The following is a 19,895-nucleotide window of genomic DNA, read 5'->3' as shown; positions in this document are numbered from 1 at the left end:
TGGTCCCCCTAGAGATGCGCCACCACGAAGATCCGGCGGAACGGGAACGCCACGTGTCCGCTCCGGGCAGGGTAGACCGCGCGGAGCCGCGCATTCAGCGTGACCCGGAAGGTACGCCACGCCAGGTCGCCGAGCGCCGCCTTGACGGGGCGCAGGGCGGTGCCCTCCATCCAGCGCAGGACCGGGTGCTCGTCGCCGCCGTCGGGCAGCAGGTGCACGTACGTGGTCTCCCAGGCGTCCACCGTCGCCCCGGCGTCGAGCAGCAGGGCCGCATAGCCGGCGGCGTCGTCCACGGGCGCGTCCCGCACCACGTCACCGACGACGGCCGCGTACGGTTCGCTGCGCGCCACCTCCCGCAGCGCGCGGTGCGACGGGGCGTCGAAGTTCCCGGGCACCTGCATGGCGAACCAGGCGCCGGCGGGCAACTCCCGCGCCCACGCGGTGATCAGCTCCCGATGCTCCGGGACCCACTGCAGCGCGGCGTTCGTGACCACGACGCCGGTCGCCGGCCCGGGACGCCACGCGGTCAGGTCCGCCACCCGGAACTGCGCGGCCGAGCCGAGCGCGGCCGCCTTCGCGATCATTTCCGGCGAGGAGTCGAGGCCGGTGACCCGCGCCTGCGGCCAGCGCTCGGCGAGCGTCGCGGTCAGCTCGCCGGGCCCGCAGCCCAGGTCGACGACCTCGCGGGGGCCGTCCGCGCCGATGCGCGCCATGAGGTCGAAGAACGGGCGCGAGCGCTCGGTGCCGTAGCGGTGGTAGACGGCGGGATCCCACATGACCGCTTCTCCAAACCGTACGTACGTCTTTTTTGGCAGCGTACCACCGGGCGGTAGGCTCGCTCCCGTGGAAAAGCGGAGGTTCGGCCGCCTCGGGCGGGAAGTCGGAGTGATCGGTCTCGGCGCGTGGCAGCTCGGCGCCGACTGGGGAGAGGTCACCGAGGAGGACGCGCACGCGACGCTCGCGGCCGCGGTCGACTCCGGCGTGACGTTCATCGACACCGCCGACGTGTACGGCGACGGCCGCAGCGAACAGGTCATCGGCAGCTTCCGCAAGAGCCACCCCGGCCTCACGATCGCGACCAAGATGGGCCGCCGCGTCGCGCAGGAGCCCGGCAACTACACGCTCGACAACTTCCGCGCCTGGACCGACCGCTCCCGCGCCAACCTCGGCGTGGACACCCTCGACCTCGTCCAGCTGCACTGCCCGCCCACCCCGGTCTTCAGCACCGGCGAGGTGTACGACGCGCTCGACACGCTCGTGCAGGAGAAGCGCATCGCGGCGTACGGCGTCAGCGTCGAGAAGGTCGACGAGGCCCTCGCCGCGATCGCCCGCCCGGGCACCGCCAGCGTCCAGATCATCTTCAACGCCCTGCGCCTCAAGCCGCTGGAGCGCGTCCTGCCCGCGGCGGCGGAGGCGGGCGTGGGCATCATCGCCCGCGTGCCGCTGGCCTCGGGCCTGCTGTCCGGCCGCTACGACGAGAACACCACGTTCAGCGCGGACGACCACCGCACCTACAACCGCCACGGCGAGGCCTTCGACGTCGGCGAGACGTTCTCCGGCGTCGACTTCGCCACGGGCCTCGAGGCCGTGAACCGGCTCCGCCCGTACGTGCCGGAAGGCGCGACCATGGCCCAGTTCGCGCTCCGCTGGATCCTCGACCACCCCGCGGTGACCGTCGTGATCCCGGGCGCCCGCAACGCCGGCCAGGCCCGCGGCAACGCGGCGGCGGCCGGCCTCCCCGCCCTGCCCGCGGAGGCGCACCAGGCGGTCCAGGCCGTGTACGACGAGCTGATCCGCCCCCAGGTCCATGACCGCTGGTGACGGCGCCGCCCCGGCCGGGGGCGCCCACCCACCCGGCCGGCCGGCCTTCGGCGGGCCCGGCTCGACGACCGGCCCTTTCGGCGGGGCGGCCGCTTCGGCAGGCCCTTACGGCGCTCCCGGCACCCCGGCCGACCCTTACGGTGCTCCCCGCACCCCGGCCGACCCTTACAGCGCTCCCGGCACCCGGACCGGCCCCTTTGCCGCTTCCGGCACCCCGGCCGGCTCTCTTGGTGGGCCCGACGCCTCGGGCCGCCCCTTCGGCCTTCCCGGCGCCTCGGCCGGTTCGCTCGACGGGCCCGACGCTCCGGCTGACGGCCCGGACGCGCACGCCACGGGCGCAACGGGCACAGCTTCAGACCCGCAGGGCGAAGGGAAGCCGCTGACGGGCTGGCTCTGGATGACGGCGGGCATGCTGGGCCTGGTGCTCGGCGTGCTGTGGACCGCCCAGGGACTGGACCTGGTCCACGACAGCATCATGAGCGGCGTGACGGCCTTCGCGGTCGTGGGCCCGGTGCTGGCGGTCGCCGGGCTGGCCCTCATCGTCACGGGCGTCCGGATCCGGGCCCGCAGCAAGCAGCAGCCCGCCACGACCCCGCACGACAGCGCCGGCGCACCGCAGACCTGACCCGACGCGGTCCCACGCACGACCGGGGGTGCCGCACACGACGGCAGCACCAGCACCACGCAGGCCACGCACCACCGGAGTGCCACGCACGACGGCAGCACGCGCAGACCACCCAGCCCCAGGGTGCCGCACACGACGCGCAGGCCGCACGACGCGCAGGCCCCGCACGACGGGGTTGCCACAACGGCGGGCCCCGGTACGACGACGGGAAGGCCGCATGATGGCGGCCCCGAGCCCGACCGGGGCCGCCCGCCGCAGCGCCCGCCGGGCTCGCGCGGCATCACGGACAGCAGGCCGCGCAGTCGACGGGAACGCGAACGGCCTCGCACCCCCGGCCAGGGGTACGAGGCCGATGCATGAGCGCCGATCTCCGCCAGAAAATCGGCAGCCGACGTCACCGCCGGCCGGTTGGTCTCAGAGGGGGCGAACCTGCTCCGCCTGCGGGCCCTTCTGGCCCTGGGCGATCTCGAACTCGACCCGCTGGTTCTCTTCCAGAGTGCGGTAGCCGCTCGTCTGGATGGCCGAGAAGTGGACGAACACGTCAGCACCCCCGCCGTCGACGGTGATGAAGCCGAAGCCCTTGTCTGCGTTGAACCACTTCACGGTTCCTTGCGCCATGCTGAACTCTCCTTCTGAAAATGCCGGCCCGGTGATGCGGGGCCGATGGTCGTTTTCGAGCAGCGGCGCCGACGTGCGGCATTTCAGAGGGATCGGCCTCCTGCAGAAGGCCGGGATTCGCCAGAAGGAGAACCCCACCACCTGAACCACTTACACAAAAACTGGCCACACTGTACCCGACGAACCACCCGGAAAGCTTCCCCTTGGACGGATTGAGTAGACGCGAAAAGGCCCTCGGGAGCGCCGAGGGCCTTGACGGTGGTCTATACAGCTATCTCAACAATCAATCCGGCCACTTGCCGGTCATCTTGCGGACACCCACCGCTCCGCCTCGGTCCACGAGAGCCCGGACCGTCGCGAAGATGGCGCCCTGCAGGGCGGCGGCCGCGATGATCTCGCCCCAGCCGCGGTCCTCGTCCGTCGGGCTCGGCGCGTCGTCGTCACCGGCGGCCAGCTTCCAGACCTCCTTGAAGACGAACCCCGCGATCGCGCCGGCGCCGAGGCCGAGGATCAGGCCGACCGGCCGGTAGGCGATCTTCTGGAGGTTGCCGCTCACCGGCGCCTCCCCCGCACGATCAGGATGATGCCGACCAGCGCCACGCCGGCCGCCAGCACGGCCGCGAACGGCACCGGGTTGCGGCGTACCTGCTCGCGGGCGTCCTGCGCCTTGTCCAGCGCACCCGTCTCCCTGACCCTGTCGGTCGCGAGCGAGACCTTGTCACCGGCCTGCGAGGTCGCCGCACGGACCTTGTCGGACGCGACGGCCGCGGCGCTCGCCGCCGCTCCGCGCACCCGCTCGGTCGCCTCGTGCATCTGCGCCTTCGCCTTGGCCTTGGTGAGCTCGACCTGCTCCTTCGCCCGGGCCTTGACGTCCGCCTTGGCCGCGAGGGCCTGGACCGTCTCACCCAGTTCGGCGCGGGTCTGCTTGATCTCCGCGCGCAGCGCCTCCACGTCGGGCTTGCCGCCCGCGGACCCGTTCTTCGCGGATCCGTTCCTGTCGCTCATGCCCGGCTCCTACCGCTCTTGATCGCGTGCTTGACCTCGTCGACATCCGCCTTCGCGCTCTCGATGGCGGACTTCGGCTCCGGCGGGACGGCCTGGGTGACCTGCTTCTTGCCGAGCAGCGCGAGAACCCCGGCCGCGGCGAACAGCACCACGGTCACGATCAGAGCGGCGAGCCACAGCGGCAGGAAGAGGTCCAGCACGATGATGAGCGTGGCGAGCAGCGCGCCGACGCCGTACAGGGCGAGCACTCCGCCCCCGCCGAACAGACCCACACCGATGCCGGCGTGCTTGCCCTTCTCCGTGAGCTCCGCCTTCGCGAGCGCGATCTCGTCCCGGACGAGTCGGGTGAGCTGCTCGCTCGCCTTCTGAACCAGCTCCGAGGTGGACTGGTCGGTCGCCGGACGGGCCGGGCTACCGTTCAGGACATCGGCCATGGTGTCCTCCTTTCCCTGTCCGCTCTATGCCCTGATGGCGGACCTGTCAATCCTCGGGGATGCGCAGCGGCTTCAGGGCCTTTTCCCGGGCATCGCCACTCCGTCGGGTGTGGTGACGGCTTCCGGTCCGGCGAAGGCCGCGGCCCGTTCGTCGCCGTCGCCGGCGCCGCTGAAGACGCGCGCGTCCTCGGACGCCTCGGTATCCGGATGAAAATGCACCTTTTCGCGTACGACCTGAGCGCCGCCGGCACCCGCAAGATCGGCGCGCACGCGCGGCAGGGCGTCCCGGCGGTGCTCGAAGACCCACCTCACGAGCCGTTCACGGACGAGGCAGCGCAGATCCCAGAGCGCGCCGGCGTCGTTGGCGCTGACCAGGGCCCGCAGCCTGATCATGCCGCCGATCGCCTCGGTGACCTGCAGGACGCACACCCGGCCGTCCCACAGCTCGGTGCCCTCGCAGACCGCGCGCAGCTCGGTGCGCAGGTCCTCGACCGGCGCGGACCAGTCCACGTCGATCTCCGCGGTGCCGAGCACCGCCGATCCGGTACGGGTCCAGTTCTGGAACGGTTTGGTGGTGAAGTACGAGGTGGGCAGGATCAGCCGGCGGTCGTCCCAGATCTGCACGGCGGCGTACGTGAGCGTGAGGTCCTCGATGCGGCCCCACTCCCCCTCGACCACCACCACGTCGTCGATCCGGACGGCGTCGCTGAACGCCAGCTGGAGCCCGGCGAAGAGGTTGCCGAGGGTGCTCTGCGCGGCGAGGGCGGCGATCACGGAGACGATGCCGGCGGAGGCGAGGACGCTGGCGCCGAGGGCGCGTACGGCCGGGAACGTCATCAGCACGACGCCGAGGGTGAGCACGACGATCGCGGCGACGGTCACCCGGCGCAGCATCTGGACCTGGGTCTTGAGCCGGCGCGCCTTGAGATTGTCGGGGACGTCGACGCGCCATCTGGACAGCGCGACGTCCTCCAGCACCAGCAGCAGCGCGCCGACCAGCCAGGCCACCGACGCGATCACCGCGATGACGAGCAGGTGGACGACCCAGCCGCGGCCGGGGAAGGGGCCGGCGAAGCCGCGGACGGCCACCTGCACGGCGAAGACCGTGGCGGCGGCGAGGAACGGCCGGTGCGCGGTCGTGCCGAGGTCGTGCAGGAGCTGCGACCGGCGGCCGAGGCGCAGCATGACGCGGTGCGTCACCTCGACCAGCACGATCGCAGCTCCGGCGGCGACCACGACGGCGAGCAATGCCTTGAGCAGGCTGGTCACGGATCCCTCTCCTCACCAGGGTTTCGTTCCCAGCCCCCAAGCATGCCCTGCCCGATCACACCTTGCGGTAGCGGGCCTGGAAGAAGCAGTAGACGCCGAAGGCCGCGAAGCCGAGGGCGACGAGCCCCAGCAGCCACGGGCCGTACGGCTGGCCCGCCAGCGTCTTGAGGGCGGCGTCGAGCCCACGCGCCTTCTCCGGGTCGTACGTGACGGCGGCGGCGACGACCAGCACGCCGGCGATGCCGAACGCGACGCCCTTGGCGGTGTAGCCGGCCATGCCGAGCCGGCGGGTGGTCTTCTGCACGGCGGTGTTCATCTGCTGGGTGTTGAGGCGCTTCTCGAACTTCTTCTTGAGTCCGTAGATCACCAGGCCCACGCCGACGCCCACGACGATCAGGCCGATGAGGCCGACCAGGAAGCGGCCGCCGCCGTTGTCCATCAGGGTCGACGCGCCCTTCTCCTGGCTGTCGCCGGTGGAGGAGCCGGAGCCCTGCAGCACCTTGATGCCGGTCCAGGCGAACGACAGGTAGATGACCGCCCGGATGCCGGAGAGGACCCGGTTGGCGAGCGCCTCCTTGTCCTGCTCGCCGCTCTCCCCGATGGCCGCTTCGAACGCCTGCCAGAGCGCGAGCCCGATCATGCCGACCACGGTGATGATCACGAGCGTCTTGCCCATCGGCTGGCTCGCGAGGTTCTGGAACGCCCCGGTCTGGTCGCTCTCGTTGGCGGAGCTGCCGAAGGCGACCTGCAGCGCGATCCAGGCGAGGAGCAGGTGGATGACTCCGTACGCGAGGAATCCGCCACGGGCCAGATATTCCAGCGGTTTGCTGTCGGCGGCGCGCGACGCCGTGCCGCGGACGTGTGAGGAGGCTGTCATGGCCGCTCAAGTTACCGATGGAAAGTTTTCCCAAACCTTCGTCGCGTGCCGCCGTGCCGTGCTATCGCGAGACCTGGATGCCCACGCTGTCGGAGGTGATGCTGTCGAGGCTCACCTGCAGGCCGCCGACGTCCACCGCCTGCTGTCCCTTGGTGAGCTGCACCTGCTCGCCGGCGATCTCGAGGGTCACGGTGTTCTGGTCGGCGCTGACGAACTTCGCCTCCACGCCGAGCACGCTCGCGCTGGCGTTCACGCTGCGGTCGATGGTGACCGTGCACTGGTCGAGCCCACAGGAGACGTTGTCGTTGCTGCACCCGGCGAGCAGGCCGAGACCGAGGGCGGCGGCGGTGAGCAGGGCGGCGGTGCGGCGGGCTGCGGTGTTCGTCACCTGCTCGAGGATACGGGCCCCGCGCGACCCCAGGCCGGCGCTGATGGACGTCAGGCGGCGAGCGCCTGTGCGACGCGGTCCGGCACGACCGCCCCCGCGATGATCTCGGCCGCGGCCCGGCCGCAGGCACGGGTGGCGCCGTGCGTCGCCAGGTGCAGCCCACCGGCCACGGAGATCGGCACCCCCATCTCGACCACGATCGTGTCGGGGCGTACGGCGAGGGTGCGGGCCAGCGCGTCGGCGACCCAGGGGTGCCGGTGCGCGTCGCGGACCACCAGCACGAGCGGCCGGGCGCCGACCCCGGTGAGCACGGGCGCGGCCGGATCGGTCACGCCGGCGAGGTCGTCGGCGGAGAGCCGTACGGACGTGGTGCCCGGCAGCAGCTCGGCCAGCGGCGCGGCCACACCCCACGGCGTCTCCGCGCCGATCGCGATGTTGCGGGGCGGGGCGAACTCGACGACGTGCGGTGCGAGCGTGAGCGGCAGCTCCGGCGCCTCGGCGGACGTGGTCACCTTGACGGCCCGGCGAGCGGCGGCCTGGCCCACGACCGAGCCGGCGACGGCCGGCGACTCCTGCGCGGCCCCGGCGAGGACCGCTGTGGCGCCGGCGGCGTCGGCGACCGCGCGGGCCCCGATCGCGGTCTGGGTCTCCAGCGTCCAGGTGGCGAGGCGTCGCACCCGGGCCGCGGCGTCGCGCAGCCGGGCCTCGGACAGCTCGCCGCTGCGCACCGCGGCCACGATGGCGTCCCGCAACCGCAGCGCGGTGTGCTCGTCGGCGTGGTCGCCGCCCACGCAGATCGCGTCGGCGCCCGCGGCGAGGGCCCGGACGGTGGCGCCCTCGAGCCCGTACTTGCGCCGTACGCCCTGCATCTCGATGCCGTCGGTGACGATCAGCCCGTCGAAGCCCAGTTCCTCGCGGAGCAGCCCGGTGAGGATGCGGCGGCTGAGGGTGGCCGGCAGCTCCGGGTCGTACGCCGGCACGAGCAGGTGCCCGGTCATGATCGACTGGACGCCGGCCGCGATGGCGGCACGGAACGGCACGAGCTCGCACTCGGTCAGGCGGGCGAGGTCGTGGTCGATGACCGGCACGTCGTGGTGGGAGTCGACGGCGGTGTCGCCGTGCCCCGGGAAGTGCTTGGCACAGGCCGCCACACCGGATTCCTGCAGCCCTTCGATCCAGGCCGCGCTGTGGCGGGCCACGAGACCGGCCTCCGCGCCGAACGCCCGTACCCCGATGACGGGGTTGTCGGGGTTGCAGTTGACGTCGGTGTCCGGGGCGTAGTCCAGGGTGATGCCGGCCCGGGCGAGGTCGAGGCCGAGGTCGCGGGCGACGGCGCCGGTCAGCTCGGTGTCGTCGATGGCGCCGAGCGCGAGATTGCCCGGGCGGGAGCTGCCGTGCCGCGACTCGAAGCGGGTGACGTCGCCGGCCTCCTCGTCGATGGCCACGATGACGTCGGGCCGCTCGGCGCGCAGCTGGGCGGTCAGAGCCGCGACCTGGGCGGGCGATTCGACGTTGCGCGCGAACAGCGCCACGCCGCCGAGCCCTTCCGCGAGACTGCGCCGTACCCAATCGGGCACGGTGGTGCCGACGAATCCGGGCTGCAGTACCGTCGCGGCGAGTTCGGGCAGTTCGCCAGAATTCGGCATGAGTCCGCGTACCTCCGGTGACGATCAATACGCGCTCCGCGAGCGCGTCCCCCTCAGTGATCAACCGACAACCGTCGTGGGTGCGGCGACGACCTATGGTCGCCCACATCAGGATTTCAGTCAACAAACCTTTCTATTAAGTGTACTTAAAGTCCTGGGAGCGCGCCCGTGACGGTAGGCTCCGGAGCGTGTCGCAGCCCTTGGGCGCCTCCGGCGTCGACTGGTCCGAGGTCCACGCCGTCCGGCTCCTGGGCGTCGCCCTCGCCGCGCTGATCCTCTTCTGGGCCATCAAGAGGATGTTCGGCGGCAAGTAGCGCGGGTACCCCACCGCCATGCGAATCGGATATTTCCTGTCCAGCGAGGAGTACGGCCCGGCGGAGCTCATCGAGCAGGCCAAGGGCGCGCAACGGGCCGGCTTCTCGGCACTGTGGATCTCCGACCACTACCACCCGTGGGTCGACGCGCAGGGTCAGAGCGCGTTCGTCTGGTCGTCCATCGGCGCCCTGAGCCAGGCCTGCAGCCTGCCCATCACCACCGCGGTGACCTGCCCGACCGTACGCATCCACCCGGCCGTCATCGCGCAGGCCGCCGCGACCAGCGCCGTGCTGACCGGCGGGAAGTTCCGGCTCGGCGTCGGCACCGGCGAGGCGCTCAACGAGCACATCTTCGGCGACGCCTGGCCCGAGGCCGACGTCCGCCTGGAGATGCTCGAGGAGGCCGTCGAGATCATGCGGGAGCTGTGGAAGGGCGGCAACGTCTCCTACCGCGGGAAGCACTACACGGTCGAGAACGCGCGCATCTACACCCTCCCCGAGAAGCCCGTCGAGATCCTGGTGTCCGGCTTCGGCCCGAAGGCCATCGAGGTCGCCGCGCGCATCGGCGAGGGGTACATCCACGTCAGCCCCGACGGCGACGCGGTGCAGCAGTTCCGCTCCGCCGGTGGCGGCGACCGGGTCTGCCAGGCCGGCTTCAAGGCGGCGTACGCGGCCACCGAGGAGGAGGGCGCGCGGATCGCGTACGAGAAGTGGCCCAACGCCGGCGTCCCCGGCGAGCTGTCCCAGGTGCTGCCGACGCCGAAGCACTTCGAGCAGGCCTCCCAGCTCGTCACCCAAGACATGATCAAGGAGTCGTTCGTCTGCGGCAACGACCCGCAGGCGCACCTCGACATGATCGACCAGTACGCGCAGGCCGGCTTCGACGAGATCTACGTGGCCAACACCGGCCCGCACTACCAGGGCCTGTTCGACCTGTACGCCGAGCACGTCCTGCCCAAGCATGCCTAGCGTTTCACCGTGGCGGCCGCTGGGCACAATGGCCGCTCGATGAAGATCCCCGTCTACGGGCCACGGCTGCGCAGGGTCGCCCGCAAGCACTTCGGATGGCCGTCCCTGCGCCCCGGCCAGTTCAAACCGATGCGCGCCGTGCTGCGGCGCAAGGACGCGCTGGTCGTGCTGCCCACGGGCGCCGGCAAGTCGGCGATCTACCAGATCCCGGCGGTCCTGCTGCCGGGGCCGACAGTGGTGATCTCACCGCTGCTGGCCCTGCAGCAGGACCAGATCGCCGCGCTCAACGCGTACGACGACCCGAAGCTGCGCGCGGTGCGGGTCAGCTCCGCCGAGACGCCGGCGCAGCAGCGCGAGGCGATCCGGGAGATCCAGGAGGGCCGGGCGGAGTTCCTGTTCATCACGCCCGAGCAGCTCAGCGACCCGGAGCGGCTGGCCGAGGTGCGCGCGCTGCGCCCCGGCCTGGTCGCCATCGACGAGGCGCACTGCATCTCGGCGTGGGGCCACGACTTCCGCCCGGACTACCTGCAGATCGGTCACCTGATCAAGGGCATCGGCCGCCCGCCCGTGCTGGCGCTGACCGCGACCGCCTCTCCCCCGGTGCGCGACGACATCATCGAACGCCTCGGCCTGCACCGGCCCGAGATCCACGTCTCCGGGCTGGACCGCGAGAACCTGTTCCTCGAGGTCGCGTACTGCCCGGACGAGGACTACCGCTGGCGGCGGCTGACCGCGCTGCTCGACGAGGCGCCGCGCCCCGGCATCATCTACGTGGCGACCCGCCGGGCGGCCGAGGAGCTCGCGGAGCGGCTGACCCAGGCCGGCTACTCCGCCGACTTCTACCACGGCGGCATGGCGGCCGGCGCCCGCGAGCAGCGGCACGAGGACTTCACCGCCGACGAGATCGACATCATGGTGGCGACCTCGGCGTTCGGCATGGGCATCGACAAGCCCAACATCCGCTGGGTCGCGCACGTGGCGCTGCCCGACTCCCCGGACAGCTACTTCCAGGAGATCGGCCGGATGGGCCGCGACGGCGAACCGGCCCGCGCGCTGCTGCTGTGGCGCGCCGAGGACGAGGGCATCCAGCGGTTCTTCTCCGGTGGCAGCCCGGACGTCACGGAGCTGCGCGAGCTCGCCGCCGCCCTGCGCGCCGGCCCGGCCACCAAGACCGCGCTCAAGGAGAAGACCGGCCTCGGGCCGCGCAAACTCGGCCAGTTCCTGGGCCTGCTGGAACAGGTCGGCGCCGCGAAGGCCGGCGACGGCAACAACTGGACGGTGCCTCGGTACGCGCCGCTGCCGGCCAAGGCGGCCGAACGGGCCGTCGCCGAGTACGAGCGCCAGCAGACCGTCCAGCGCTCGCGTACGGACATGATGCGCGGCTTCGCCCAGGCCCGGGCCTGCCGCACGATGACGCTGCTGGCGTACTTCGGCGAGGAGACGAAGAAGCCCTGCGGCCACTGCGACAACTGTGTCGACGGGGTCGCGGAGGAGGTCGAGGAGGCGACGGGCGACGTGCCGTTCGCCGTGCACAGCACCGTACGCCACGGCGAGTGGGGCCCCGGCATGGTGATGGGCTACGAGGAGGACCGGGTGACGGTGCTCTTCGAGGAGGTGGGTTACAAGACCCTCTCCGTACCCGTCGTCGAGGAGAATGCTCTGCTGGTGCCCGAGAACCCGAAGTGAAGTGAGGATTTCTGTGACGGACGAACCGTTGTACGCCCAGTTCGGCTTCACCGACGCCGAATGGGGCCTGCTCGTCGGGCTGCCGCAGTCGGTGCTGACCGCCGCGAGCGCGGCCACCCCGGACGGCGCCCGCAAGACGCGCCAGGAGACCGCCGCGGGGCTGGACCAGATCTCCGACGCCCGCGGGTCGGCGAGCCCGCTGGTGACCGCGGTCGCCGGGGCCGTGCTGGACGCGACCGGCGACCCGGACCTCGGCGAGGAGATGCCGGCGATCGAGCCCGCCGACCCGGCCGGGTACGCCCAGGACGTCATCGCCCGCGCGGCGCAGGCGTCGGCGCTGCTGGCGGCCAAGGCGCAGCCCTCGGACGCCGAGACGTACAAGCACTGGCTCGTGGAGATCGCCGAGAGCGTGGTCGGCGCCGCCTCCACCGGCGGCGTGCTGGGCATCGGCGGCGACCAGGTGACCGAGAGCGAGCGCGCCTTCCGCGACGACCTCGCGAAGGCTCTCGCGAGCTGATCTCGCGCGGCGGGGGCGCCGGTGCCAAGCTGGGGCATGGTCGACGAGTACGTCCGCGCCCGGCCGTCGGCGCCGCTGCGCCCCCACGTGGGGTGGTACTCCGGCTACCGGCAGGCCGGCGTGGCCGCGGGAACGCATCGCGGGCTGCCGTCGCCGTACCTCACGCTGATCTTCACGATCGACGACCCGCTGGTCGTCGCCGGCCACCCCGACCCGCGGCAGTCCCCCGGCCGCTACGACGCGCTCGCCGGCGGCCTGCACGTGCGTCCCGCGATGATCACACACGACGGCTTCCAGTCGGGCGTCCAGGTGGCGCTGCATCCGCTGGCGTGCCGCGGCCTGCTGGGTCTGCCGGCCGCCGAACTGGCCGCCACGGACGTCGACGCCGCCACCGTGCTGGGGCCCGGGACCGTGGACCGGGTCCGGGAACGCCTTCGGCAGGCAAGCGGCTGGGCGGAACGGTTCGCCGCGGTCGACGAGGAGCTGCGGCGCCGGCTCGGGCGCGGGGACGCGCATCCGGATGTCGCGTACGCCTTCGACCGCCTGCTGGACACCGGCGGCAGGGTGAGCGTCGCCGCGCTGGCCGCCGAAACCGGGTGGAGCGCTGGCCATCTCACCCGCATGTTCCGGGCCGAGACCGGGCTCGGCCTCAAGGCGGCCGCCCGCGTGGTCCGCTTCGACCGCACGCGGCGCCGGCTGCGACCCGGCGTCCGGCTGGCGGCCCTGGCCGCCGAGGCGGGGTACTACGACCAGGCACACCTCGCGCGGGAGTTCCACGACTTCGCGGGCTGTCCGCCGTCGCAGTGGATGGCCGAGGAGATCGGTTTTGTCCAAGCCGCGGAGCTCGCCGCGGGCCACCATGAGGACCATGACTGACCTCACGACGCCACCCCCGCAGGTGTGGCCCACGCTGCGGGCACGCGACGCCCGCGCCCTCATCCGCTTCCTCGTCGACGCATTCGGGTTCGCGGAGACCGTCGTGCACGGCGACGGCGACCGCGTCGAGCATGCGCAGCTCAGCTGGCCCGAGGGCGGCGGAATCATGCTCGGCTCGCACCGCGACGAACCGGGCGACTCGTGGCCGCTGCGCCCGGGCACGTTCGGCGCCTACGTCGTCACCGATCACGTCGACGCCGTCCACGAGCGCGCGGTGAAGGCGGGCGCGGAGATCCTGCGCGAGCCCTACGACACCGACTACGGCTCACACGACTTCGCCGCTCGCGACCCCGAGGGCAACCTCTGGCAGTTCGGCACCTACCGCGGCGAGCCGCGGAAGAACTGACCGTTGCCCAGCAGGCCCTGCTCGAAGGCCGCGGCCACCGCCGCCGCGCGGTCACGAACCCCGAGCTTCGCGTACGCGTGCAGCAGGTGGGTCTTCACCGTCGCCTCGCTGATGAACAGCCGCGACGCCGCCTCCTTGTTGGAGCACCCCTGCGCGATCAGCCCGAGCACCTCGAGCTCACGCTGGCTGAGCGGCTCACGGGCGGGTGAGCGCAGCTCGCCCATGAGCCGGCCGGCCACCGCCGGGGACAGCACCGACTCGCCGCGGTGCGCCGCCGCGACCGCCCGGAACAGCTCCTCGCGCGGGGTGTCCTTCAGCAGGTAGCCGGTCGCCCCGGCCTTGATCGCCGGCAGCACGTCGCTGTCCGTGTCGTACGTGGTCAGCACCAGCACCCGGGCCGGGAAGCCCTGCTCGCGCAGCGCCCGGATGGTGGAGACGCCGTCCATGCCGGGCATCCGCAGGTCCATCAGCACCACGTCCGGCTCCACCGTGCGGGCCACGGCCAGCGCCTCCGCGCCGTCGGCCGCCTCGCCGCACACCTCGAACCGGTCGTCGCCGGCGAACATGCCGCGCAGGCCGTCGCGGACCACCGGATGGTCGTCGACGATCAGCAGCCTGATCACGCGGCGGCCCCCAGGTGGATCGCCGGGACGCAGGCCGAGATCGCCGTGCCCGAGCCGGGCTCCGACTCGATCTCCAGGGTGCCGGCGATGCGCTGGACGCGTTCCCGCATGGCGAGCAGCCCGTAGCCACCCTCGTACGCCTCGGCGCGCGGCGCCTGCGGGTCGAAGCCGGCGCCGTCGTCGCGCACGTCGAGGGTCACGAGATCCTCCATGTAGGACAGGGTGAGAGCGACGCGGCCGGCGCCGGCGTGCCGGGCCACGTTGGCGAGCGCCTCCTGCGCGGTCCGCAGCAGCGTCGCCTCGATCTCGGGCAGCAACGGGTACGCCGTGCCGGTGGTGATCAGCTCGGCCGGCACCGCGTGCTGGGCCGACCAGGCGTCCGTGACCTCGGCGAGCGCGTCGGGCAGGGTGGCCGCGTCCAGCGGCCGGGGCCGCAGCGCCTGCACCGACCGCCGGGCCTCGGTGAGGCTGTCGCGGGCCAGCCGCCGTGCGGTGTCCAGGTGCCGCCGCCGGTCCACCGGCCGGCGCTCGGCCTGGTCGGCGGCCTCCAGCTGGGTGACGATGCCGGTCAGCCCTTGGGCCAGCACGTCGTGGATCTCCCCCGCCAGGCGCTGGCGTTCGTCGAGCACGCCGGCCTCGCGGGCCTGGACGAGCAACTGCGCGTGCAGGCCCGCGTTCTCGGCGAGGGCCCGGGCGAGCTTGTCGTTCGCCTCCTCCAGTTGCGCGACGATCTCGGCGCGCCGGGCGTGGTGGTTGTTGGTGACGATCGACAGGTAGGTCATCGCCGTGCCGATCGTGACGTTGAGGGCGATGAAGACGCCCAGCATGGGCCACTGGTCCGGGTGGGTGAAGACGGTGAAGCCGCCGACCTGGGACACCGCCGTCCAGATCCCCACGGTCCCCGCGCCGGCCAACCGCCAGCGGCCCCGCAGGTACAGGACGTTCAGGTATCCCGTCCAGGCGAAGAAGCCGTACAGCGGGTTGGTCCAGACCAGTACGGCGATCAGCACGATGAGCCCGGCGAAGTACACCGCCATCGTCCGCTGCCGGCCCTCCCACTGCGGGTGCAGCGTGGTGAACCAGAGCAGCCACCCGGTCGTCACCACGGCCACCGCGAACGACACGGCGAGCGGTTGCCGGATCAGGCCGGTCTCGTTCCGGCCGAGCACCACGAGCAGCGTCGACGCCGCGAGCGCCACGTACGGCAACAACCGCAGCCGCCGGTCGAGGCGGGTACGCCAACCCCGCGACACCCGCTCCAGGACGTTCCGGTCCACCAGCATCGTCGTCCTACTCCCAGCGGAAGAGCCTGGCGGCGGCGAAGCCGAACACCACCACGTACGCCACGAGTACGGTAAGCGATCCCCACGACGGCCACGACCCGCTCATCGCCGCGGCGACCGCCTTCTCCCCCGCGCCCAGCGGTGTGACGTCGCTGATCCGCCGCAGGACCTCCGGGAACGCCTCGCGGGGCGTCCAGAGGCCGGCGAAGAACATCGCCGGGAAGAACAGCACCGAGCCGATCGCGTTGGCGGCCTTGCCCGACGGCGCCAGCGCGGCGACGAGCAGCCCGATGGCCAGCGCCGCGCCGGCCGTCAGCAGGAACCCGAGCAGGAAGCCGGCTGGCTGGCGGGGCAACGCCACGTCGAAGCCCAGCCGCCCGACGAGCAGCACCAGCGCCACCGACACCACGGCCGTCACCATGCTGACCACCAGTTGCGCCCCGAGCAGGGCCGCGGGCGGCGCGGGCGTCGTCGCCAGCCGCCGGAGAACGCCGCGTTCCCGGTACGTGGCCAGCACCGCCGGCGCGACCTGCAGCGCCAGCATCGCGACGGTCAGGATGACGGCGATGCCGACGTACAGGTCGATGACCCGTCGCCCACCGATGTCCGGGTTCGGCTCGCGGAACGCCGGTACGCAGCCGAGGATCACCACGAGCACGGACGGGAAGATCAGGCCCCAGAACACCAGCATCGGCTCGCGCAGGTACAGGCGCAGCTCGGAACGGGTGAGCTTGACGAAGACGGACATGACTCAGGCCTCCTCGGCGGCGCGGCCGGTCAGCCGGACGAACGCGTCGTCCAGGCCGGGCTGCTCGACCCGCAGGTCGTGGGCGATGACGTCGTGGGCGGCGAGCGTCGCGGTGACCGCCTGCAGCACGTTGCCGTGCCCGATCACCTCGACCTGCGGGCCGTGCCGCAGGACGCCGCGGACCCCGTCCAGGCCGGTCAGCAGCTCGTCGGACACGGGTACGGACGGCCGGAAGCGGATACGCTGCTCGGCCGCCACCCGGGCCACGAGCCCCGCCGGGGTGTCCAGGGCGACGACCGCGCCGGCGTCGATGACCGCGAGCCGGTCGCAGAGCCGCTCGGCCTCCTCCATGAAGTGGGTGACCAGCACGATCGTCACGCCCCGGTCGCGCACCCCGGCGATGAGGTCCCAGGTGTCGCGGCGCGCCTGCGGGTCCAGGCCGGTGGTGAGCTCGTCCAGGATCGCGATGCGCGGGTTCCCGACCAGCGCCAGCGCGATCGACAGCCGCTGCTTCTGCCCGCCGGAGAGCTTGCCGAAGCGCTCCTCGAGCTTGCCGGTGAGGCCGAGGTCGGAGGCGAGCTGCCGCCAGTCGGCCGGGCGCTCGTAGAAGGCCGACCAGAGCTCGAGGGCCTCGCGGACGGTCAGCTTGTCGGGCAGCGAGCTCTCCTGCAGCTGCACCCCGACCGAGTGGCGCAGCGCTGTGTCACCGGGCTCCCGGCCGAGCACGCTGACCGTGCCGCCGTCGGGGGTACGCAGACCGGCGACGCACTCGACCGTGGTGGTCTTGCCGGCGCCGTTGGGGCCGAGGACGCCGAAGATCTCCCCGGCCTCGACCGTGAACGAGACGTCCGAGACCGCGACCGTGCCGCCGTACCGTTTGCTGAGGTTCTTGACGTCGATGACTGGCATGCATCGAGCGTCACAGCCGCACCCCGGTGCCCGAATCGACCGGCGGGCGACTGCTGCGATCCACCAGTTGGTGGATGAGGCCTACACCACCGCTTCGGCTTCGCTGCTGCGGCGGCCGGAGACCGCCGAGTAGACCGAGCCGAGCTGCGAGGCGACCCGCTTCCACGAGTACGCCTGTCGCGCCCGGTCCAGCGCCGCCGTCGCGTACGCGAACCGCCGGACCTTGTCGTTGACCAGCCGGCGCAGCGCGCTGCCGAGCGCGCGCGGGTCGCGGGCCGGTACCAGGTCGCCGGTGAGGCCGTCGACGACGGTCTCGTTGAGGCCGCCGATGGCCGTGCCCACCACCGGCACGCCGCACGCCATGGCCTCGAGCGGCGCGAGCTCGAACTGCTCCCGCCAGGGCGCGGCCACGAGCAGGTCGGCGGAGCGGTACCAGCGCGGCATCTCCTCGGCCGGCACGGCCCCCACCAGCTTCACCCGGTCGGCGACCTTGAACTGCTCGGCCATCGCCCGCAGCTTCTCGGCCTGCGGATCGGCGGCCAGCTGCTGTGCCGACGGGCCGCCGACGACCACGCACTCGGCGCCGGGCACGTACCGCATGGCCTGGATCACGTCGCCGAAGCCCTTGTGCTCGACGAGGCGGCCCACCGACAGGATGCGGGGACGCTCGGGGTCACGCTCCGCGACCGGGCCGTCCGGGGTGAACCGCTCGCTGTCGACGCCGGCCGGGACGACGGTCAGCCGGGCCCGGGGCACGCCGAGGCGGACCAGCCCGAGCGCCTCGTCCTGGGTCTGCGCCACGACCTTGTCGACCGCGCGGCCGAGGGCACGCTCGTACCCCGTCCGCGACGCGCCCTTGCCGGCCGCCTCACCCTGGCCGAGCTCGTGGAACGACTGCACGACCGGGATGCCGACCTGCCGCGCGGCCGTGACGGCGGCCAGGCCGCTGGTCCAGAAGTGGGCGTGCGCGACATCGGGCAGCCAGTCGGTCTCGCGCCACTCGGTACGCAGCCACTGAGCGAAGTCGCCCATGTGCGGCAGCAGCGTCTCGGCGGACAGCACCTCGGGCGGGCCGGCGGGCACGTGCACCACGCGGACGCCGTCACGCAGCGCCACGATCGCGGGCAGATCCGGGTTGTCCCGGCGGGTGTAGACACGGACGTCATGACCGAGCGAGGCGAGCGCGGCGGACAGCTCGGCGACGTGCCTCTGCTGGGCGCCGGCGGCGGCGCCCGTGGGCAACGGGCTCGCGTGCTCGGAGATCATGGCGATGCGCACGTGGTCCTCCTCCGACAGCTGGATTCCGGGAGAAGACCGGAGTTATGGCTGGCGATACCCGGAGCGTCTTGCCCACCGCGGATGAGCGTAAACATGACGAGGACGGGTATGTCGCGGCTCGTGGCTATCGTGAAGCGTATCGTCCCCGCCCCGCCCGATCGCGTGTTCGCGGTTCTGGCCGACGGCTGGACCTACAGCGACTGGGTCGTGGGCACCGTGCACATCCGCGACGTCGATCCGGAGTGGCCGCAGCCCGGCGCGAAGCTGCATCACAAGGCCGGCCCCTGGCCGCTGTCGCTCCAGGAGAGTTCGACTGTCGTCTCCTGCATCCCCGACCGGGAGCTGACCCTCATCGCGGGGCTGTGGCCGTTGGGCGAGGCGACGGTCAAGCTTCTGCTGGACCCGATCGACGGCGGCCGCACCCGGATCACCATGGAGGAGACGTTCCGCGCCGGGCCGTTGCACTGGTTGCACACCAAGCTCAACGACATCGTCCTGCACCGGCGCAACATCGAATCGCTGCGACGTTTGTCCGACATCGCCACCCGGGAAAAGAGCCGTCCGTGACTCAGACCATCGTCATCACCGGAGCCAGCGCGGGGGTCGGGCGGGCCGTCGCGGTCGCGTACGCCCGCCGCGGGGACCGGGTCGCCCTGCTCGCCCGGGGCCGGGCCGGATTGGAGGGCGCCTCGCTCGAGGCTCGCGCCGCGGGGGCCGCGGACGTGCGCACATACCAGGTCGACGTGTCCGACGCCGACGCGGTGCAGGCGGCCGCCGACGACGTCGCCGCCGCCTGGGGTGGCATCGACGTCTGGATCAACGACGCGATGACCTCGGTCTTCGCGCCGGTCTGGGAGATCAGCGCGGCCGAGTTCCGCCGCGTCACCGAGGTCAACTACCTCGGTACGGTGCACGGCACGCTGGCGGCCCTGCGCCACATGCGGCCCGCGGGGCACGGCCGGATCGTGCAGATCGGGTCGGCGCTGGCGTACCGGGGCATCCCGCTGCAGGCGCCGTACTGCGCGTCGAAGCACGCCATCCAGGGCTTCAACGACTCGGTCCGCGCGGAGCTGCTGCACGACGGCAACAAGGTCCAGCTGTCGATGGTCCAGATGCCGGCCATCAACACCCCGCAGTTCTCCTGGGTGCGCACCCGCCTGCCCAACCACCCGCAGCCGGTCCCGCCGATCTACCAGCCCGAAGTGGTCGCCACGGCGGTCCTGTGGGCGGCGGACAAGGGCAAGCGTGAGGTCAACGTGGGCGGCCCCACCCTGAAGACCCGGCTCGGCAACATCGTGGCGCCCGGTTTCCTGGACCGCTACCTGTCCGAGGACAAGCGCGGCTACCAGGGCCAGCAGACCGGCGAGAAGATCGACCTGTCGACCTGGCAGGACAACGTCGACAAGCCGGTCGACGAGGATCGCGACTTCGGCGCGCACGGCGTCTTCGACGATCAGAGCCGCACGAGCTCGTTCGCGCTCTGGCTGACCATGCACAAGCCGCTGGTCACCGGGGTGCTCGGCGCGGGACTGAGCCTCGCGGCGGCGGGCCTGCTGCGCCGCCGCTGACCCCTCTGGTGACGCCGGGTCCCGTGCGGGACCCG

24 protein-coding genes are annotated in these 19,895 nt (G+C 72.3%); 10 read left to right on the top strand and 14 right to left on the bottom strand.

Translation table 11 applies throughout. From position 1 onward, the window contains the following. Positions 1-8: 8 nt before the first annotated feature. Positions 9-776 (bottom strand): trans-aconitate 2-methyltransferase, encoded by a 768-nt coding sequence (locus AB0K03_RS29615; RefSeq protein WP_364691305.1) that lies wholly within the window; start codon positions 774-776, stop codon positions 9-11. Between the two features lie 67 nt (positions 777-843). Here AB0K03_RS29615 and AB0K03_RS29610 point away from each other — a divergent pair, with 67 nt between their 5' ends. Together AB0K03_RS29610 and AB0K03_RS29605 are read left to right on the top strand one after the other, a co-directional pair. Continuing rightward, entirely contained in the window at positions 844-1,821 is a 978-nt protein-coding gene (locus AB0K03_RS29610; RefSeq protein ID WP_364691302.1) for an aldo/keto reductase, read from the top strand. Between the two features lie 397 nt (positions 1,822-2,218). After that, complete coding sequence (locus AB0K03_RS29605; RefSeq protein ID WP_364691299.1) at positions 2,219-2,446, top strand: hypothetical protein; 228 nt, start codon at positions 2,219-2,221, stop codon at positions 2,444-2,446. 414 nt (positions 2,447-2,860) lie between these two features. Here the strand turns inward: AB0K03_RS29605 and AB0K03_RS29600 are convergent, their stop codons facing one another. The 8 genes from AB0K03_RS29600 to AB0K03_RS29565 form a co-directional block, all read right to left on the bottom strand. Then, entirely contained in the window at positions 2,861-3,064 is a 204-nt protein-coding gene (locus AB0K03_RS29600) for a cold-shock protein (RefSeq protein ID WP_011905669.1), read from the bottom strand. A 283-nt stretch (positions 3,065-3,347) separates the two neighbouring features. Beyond that, the gene (locus tag AB0K03_RS29595; protein WP_364691296.1) at positions 3,348-3,620 is read right to left on the bottom strand and encodes a DUF4235 domain-containing protein; all 273 of its coding nucleotides are present in this window, start codon (positions 3,618-3,620) and stop codon (positions 3,348-3,350) included. Then, positions 3,617-4,069, bottom strand: a complete 453-nt coding sequence (locus AB0K03_RS29590; protein ID WP_364691293.1) for a DUF3618 domain-containing protein — start codon at positions 4,067-4,069, stop codon at positions 3,617-3,619. Before AB0K03_RS29590 ends, AB0K03_RS29595 begins: the two co-directional genes overlap by 4 nt. Then, positions 4,066-4,503 (bottom strand): phage holin family protein, encoded by a 438-nt coding sequence (locus tag AB0K03_RS29585; RefSeq protein ID WP_364691290.1) that lies wholly within the window; start codon positions 4,501-4,503, stop codon positions 4,066-4,068. The genes AB0K03_RS29590 and AB0K03_RS29585 overlap by 4 nt, the downstream gene beginning before the upstream one ends. A gap of 72 nt (positions 4,504-4,575) precedes the next feature. Beyond that, complete coding sequence (locus tag AB0K03_RS29580; RefSeq protein WP_364691287.1) at positions 4,576-5,772, bottom strand: mechanosensitive ion channel family protein; 1,197 nt, start codon at positions 5,770-5,772, stop codon at positions 4,576-4,578. 55 nt (positions 5,773-5,827) lie between these two features. Beyond that, a complete protein-coding gene (locus tag AB0K03_RS29575) occupies positions 5,828-6,649 on the bottom strand; it encodes a DUF1206 domain-containing protein (RefSeq protein WP_364691284.1) in 822 nt (273 codons plus the stop codon). A gap of 61 nt (positions 6,650-6,710) precedes the next feature. Next, positions 6,711-7,037 carry a hypothetical protein gene (locus AB0K03_RS29570; protein WP_364691281.1) on the bottom strand — a complete coding sequence of 109 codons (327 nt, stop codon included), beginning with the start codon at positions 7,035-7,037 and terminating at the stop codon, positions 6,711-6,713. A 50-nt stretch (positions 7,038-7,087) separates the two neighbouring features. Next, positions 7,088-8,683, bottom strand: coding sequence for a glycoside hydrolase family 3 N-terminal domain-containing protein (locus AB0K03_RS29565; RefSeq protein WP_364691278.1), 1,596 nt, complete (start codon positions 8,681-8,683; stop codon positions 7,088-7,090). Between the two features lie 188 nt (positions 8,684-8,871). On the opposite strand from AB0K03_RS29565, the gene AB0K03_RS29560 reads away from it, so the two are divergent. The 6 genes from AB0K03_RS29560 to AB0K03_RS29535 are packed head-to-tail and all read left to right on the top strand — an operon-like array spanning position 8,872 to position 13,451. Beyond that, entirely contained in the window at positions 8,872-8,997 is a 126-nt protein-coding gene (locus tag AB0K03_RS29560; RefSeq protein WP_364691275.1) for a hypothetical protein, read from the top strand. 18 nt (positions 8,998-9,015) lie between these two features. After that, positions 9,016-9,966: a TIGR03557 family F420-dependent LLM class oxidoreductase gene (locus AB0K03_RS29555; protein WP_364691272.1), complete on the top strand. Its 951-nt coding sequence runs from the start codon at positions 9,016-9,018 to the stop codon at positions 9,964-9,966. A gap of 39 nt (positions 9,967-10,005) precedes the next feature. After that, the gene (locus tag AB0K03_RS29550; protein ID WP_364691269.1) at positions 10,006-11,652 is read left to right on the top strand and encodes an ATP-dependent DNA helicase RecQ; all 1,647 of its coding nucleotides are present in this window, start codon (positions 10,006-10,008) and stop codon (positions 11,650-11,652) included. Positions 11,653-11,665: 13 nt separating this feature from the next. Further along, positions 11,666-12,169, top strand: coding sequence for a hypothetical protein (locus AB0K03_RS29545; protein ID WP_364691267.1), 504 nt, complete (start codon positions 11,666-11,668; stop codon positions 12,167-12,169). A gap of 36 nt (positions 12,170-12,205) precedes the next feature. Continuing rightward, positions 12,206-13,045 carry a helix-turn-helix domain-containing protein gene (locus AB0K03_RS29540; protein ID WP_364691264.1) on the top strand — a complete coding sequence of 280 codons (840 nt, stop codon included), beginning with the start codon at positions 12,206-12,208 and terminating at the stop codon, positions 13,043-13,045. Then, positions 13,038-13,451 (top strand): VOC family protein, encoded by a 414-nt coding sequence (locus AB0K03_RS29535; protein ID WP_364691261.1) that lies wholly within the window; start codon positions 13,038-13,040, stop codon positions 13,449-13,451. Before AB0K03_RS29540 ends, AB0K03_RS29535 begins: the two co-directional genes overlap by 8 nt. Here AB0K03_RS29535 and AB0K03_RS29530 read toward each other — a convergent pair. From AB0K03_RS29530 to AB0K03_RS29510, 5 genes are all read right to left on the bottom strand, one after another. After that, positions 13,424-14,074, bottom strand: a complete 651-nt coding sequence (locus AB0K03_RS29530) for a response regulator transcription factor (RefSeq protein ID WP_364691258.1) — start codon at positions 14,072-14,074, stop codon at positions 13,424-13,426. The genes AB0K03_RS29535 and AB0K03_RS29530 overlap by 28 nt on opposite strands. Next, entirely contained in the window at positions 14,071-15,357 is a 1,287-nt protein-coding gene (locus AB0K03_RS29525) for a sensor histidine kinase (RefSeq protein WP_364691255.1), read from the bottom strand. Before AB0K03_RS29525 ends, AB0K03_RS29530 begins: the two co-directional genes overlap by 4 nt. A 7-nt stretch (positions 15,358-15,364) precedes the next feature. Then, a complete protein-coding gene (locus tag AB0K03_RS29520) occupies positions 15,365-16,105 on the bottom strand; it encodes an ABC transporter permease (RefSeq protein WP_364691252.1) in 741 nt (246 codons plus the stop codon). 3 nt (positions 16,106-16,108) lie between these two features. Then, the gene (locus AB0K03_RS29515) at positions 16,109-17,014 is read right to left on the bottom strand and encodes an ABC transporter ATP-binding protein (RefSeq protein WP_364691249.1); all 906 of its coding nucleotides are present in this window, start codon (positions 17,012-17,014) and stop codon (positions 16,109-16,111) included. 81 nt (positions 17,015-17,095) lie between these two features. Continuing rightward, positions 17,096-18,292, bottom strand: coding sequence for a glycosyltransferase (locus AB0K03_RS29510; protein ID WP_364691246.1), 1,197 nt, complete (start codon positions 18,290-18,292; stop codon positions 17,096-17,098). A gap of 108 nt (positions 18,293-18,400) precedes the next feature. Here AB0K03_RS29510 and AB0K03_RS29505 point away from each other — a divergent pair, with 108 nt between their 5' ends. Then, positions 18,401-18,859, top strand: a complete 459-nt coding sequence (locus tag AB0K03_RS29505; protein WP_364691243.1) for an SRPBCC family protein — start codon at positions 18,401-18,403, stop codon at positions 18,857-18,859. Next, on the top strand, positions 18,856-19,860 hold the full coding sequence (locus tag AB0K03_RS29500; RefSeq protein ID WP_364691240.1) for an SDR family oxidoreductase: 1,005 nt from the start codon (positions 18,856-18,858) through the stop codon (positions 19,858-19,860). Before AB0K03_RS29505 ends, AB0K03_RS29500 begins: the two co-directional genes overlap by 4 nt. Positions 19,861-19,895 lie beyond the last annotated feature (35 nt).

Source organism: Actinoplanes sp. NPDC049316, assembly GCF_040677315.1.
Lineage (GTDB): Bacteria > Actinomycetota > Actinomycetes > Mycobacteriales > Micromonosporaceae > Actinoplanes.
Note: the sequence above shows the minus strand (reverse complement) of the source record. Positions and strands in the feature narration are given on the sequence as shown.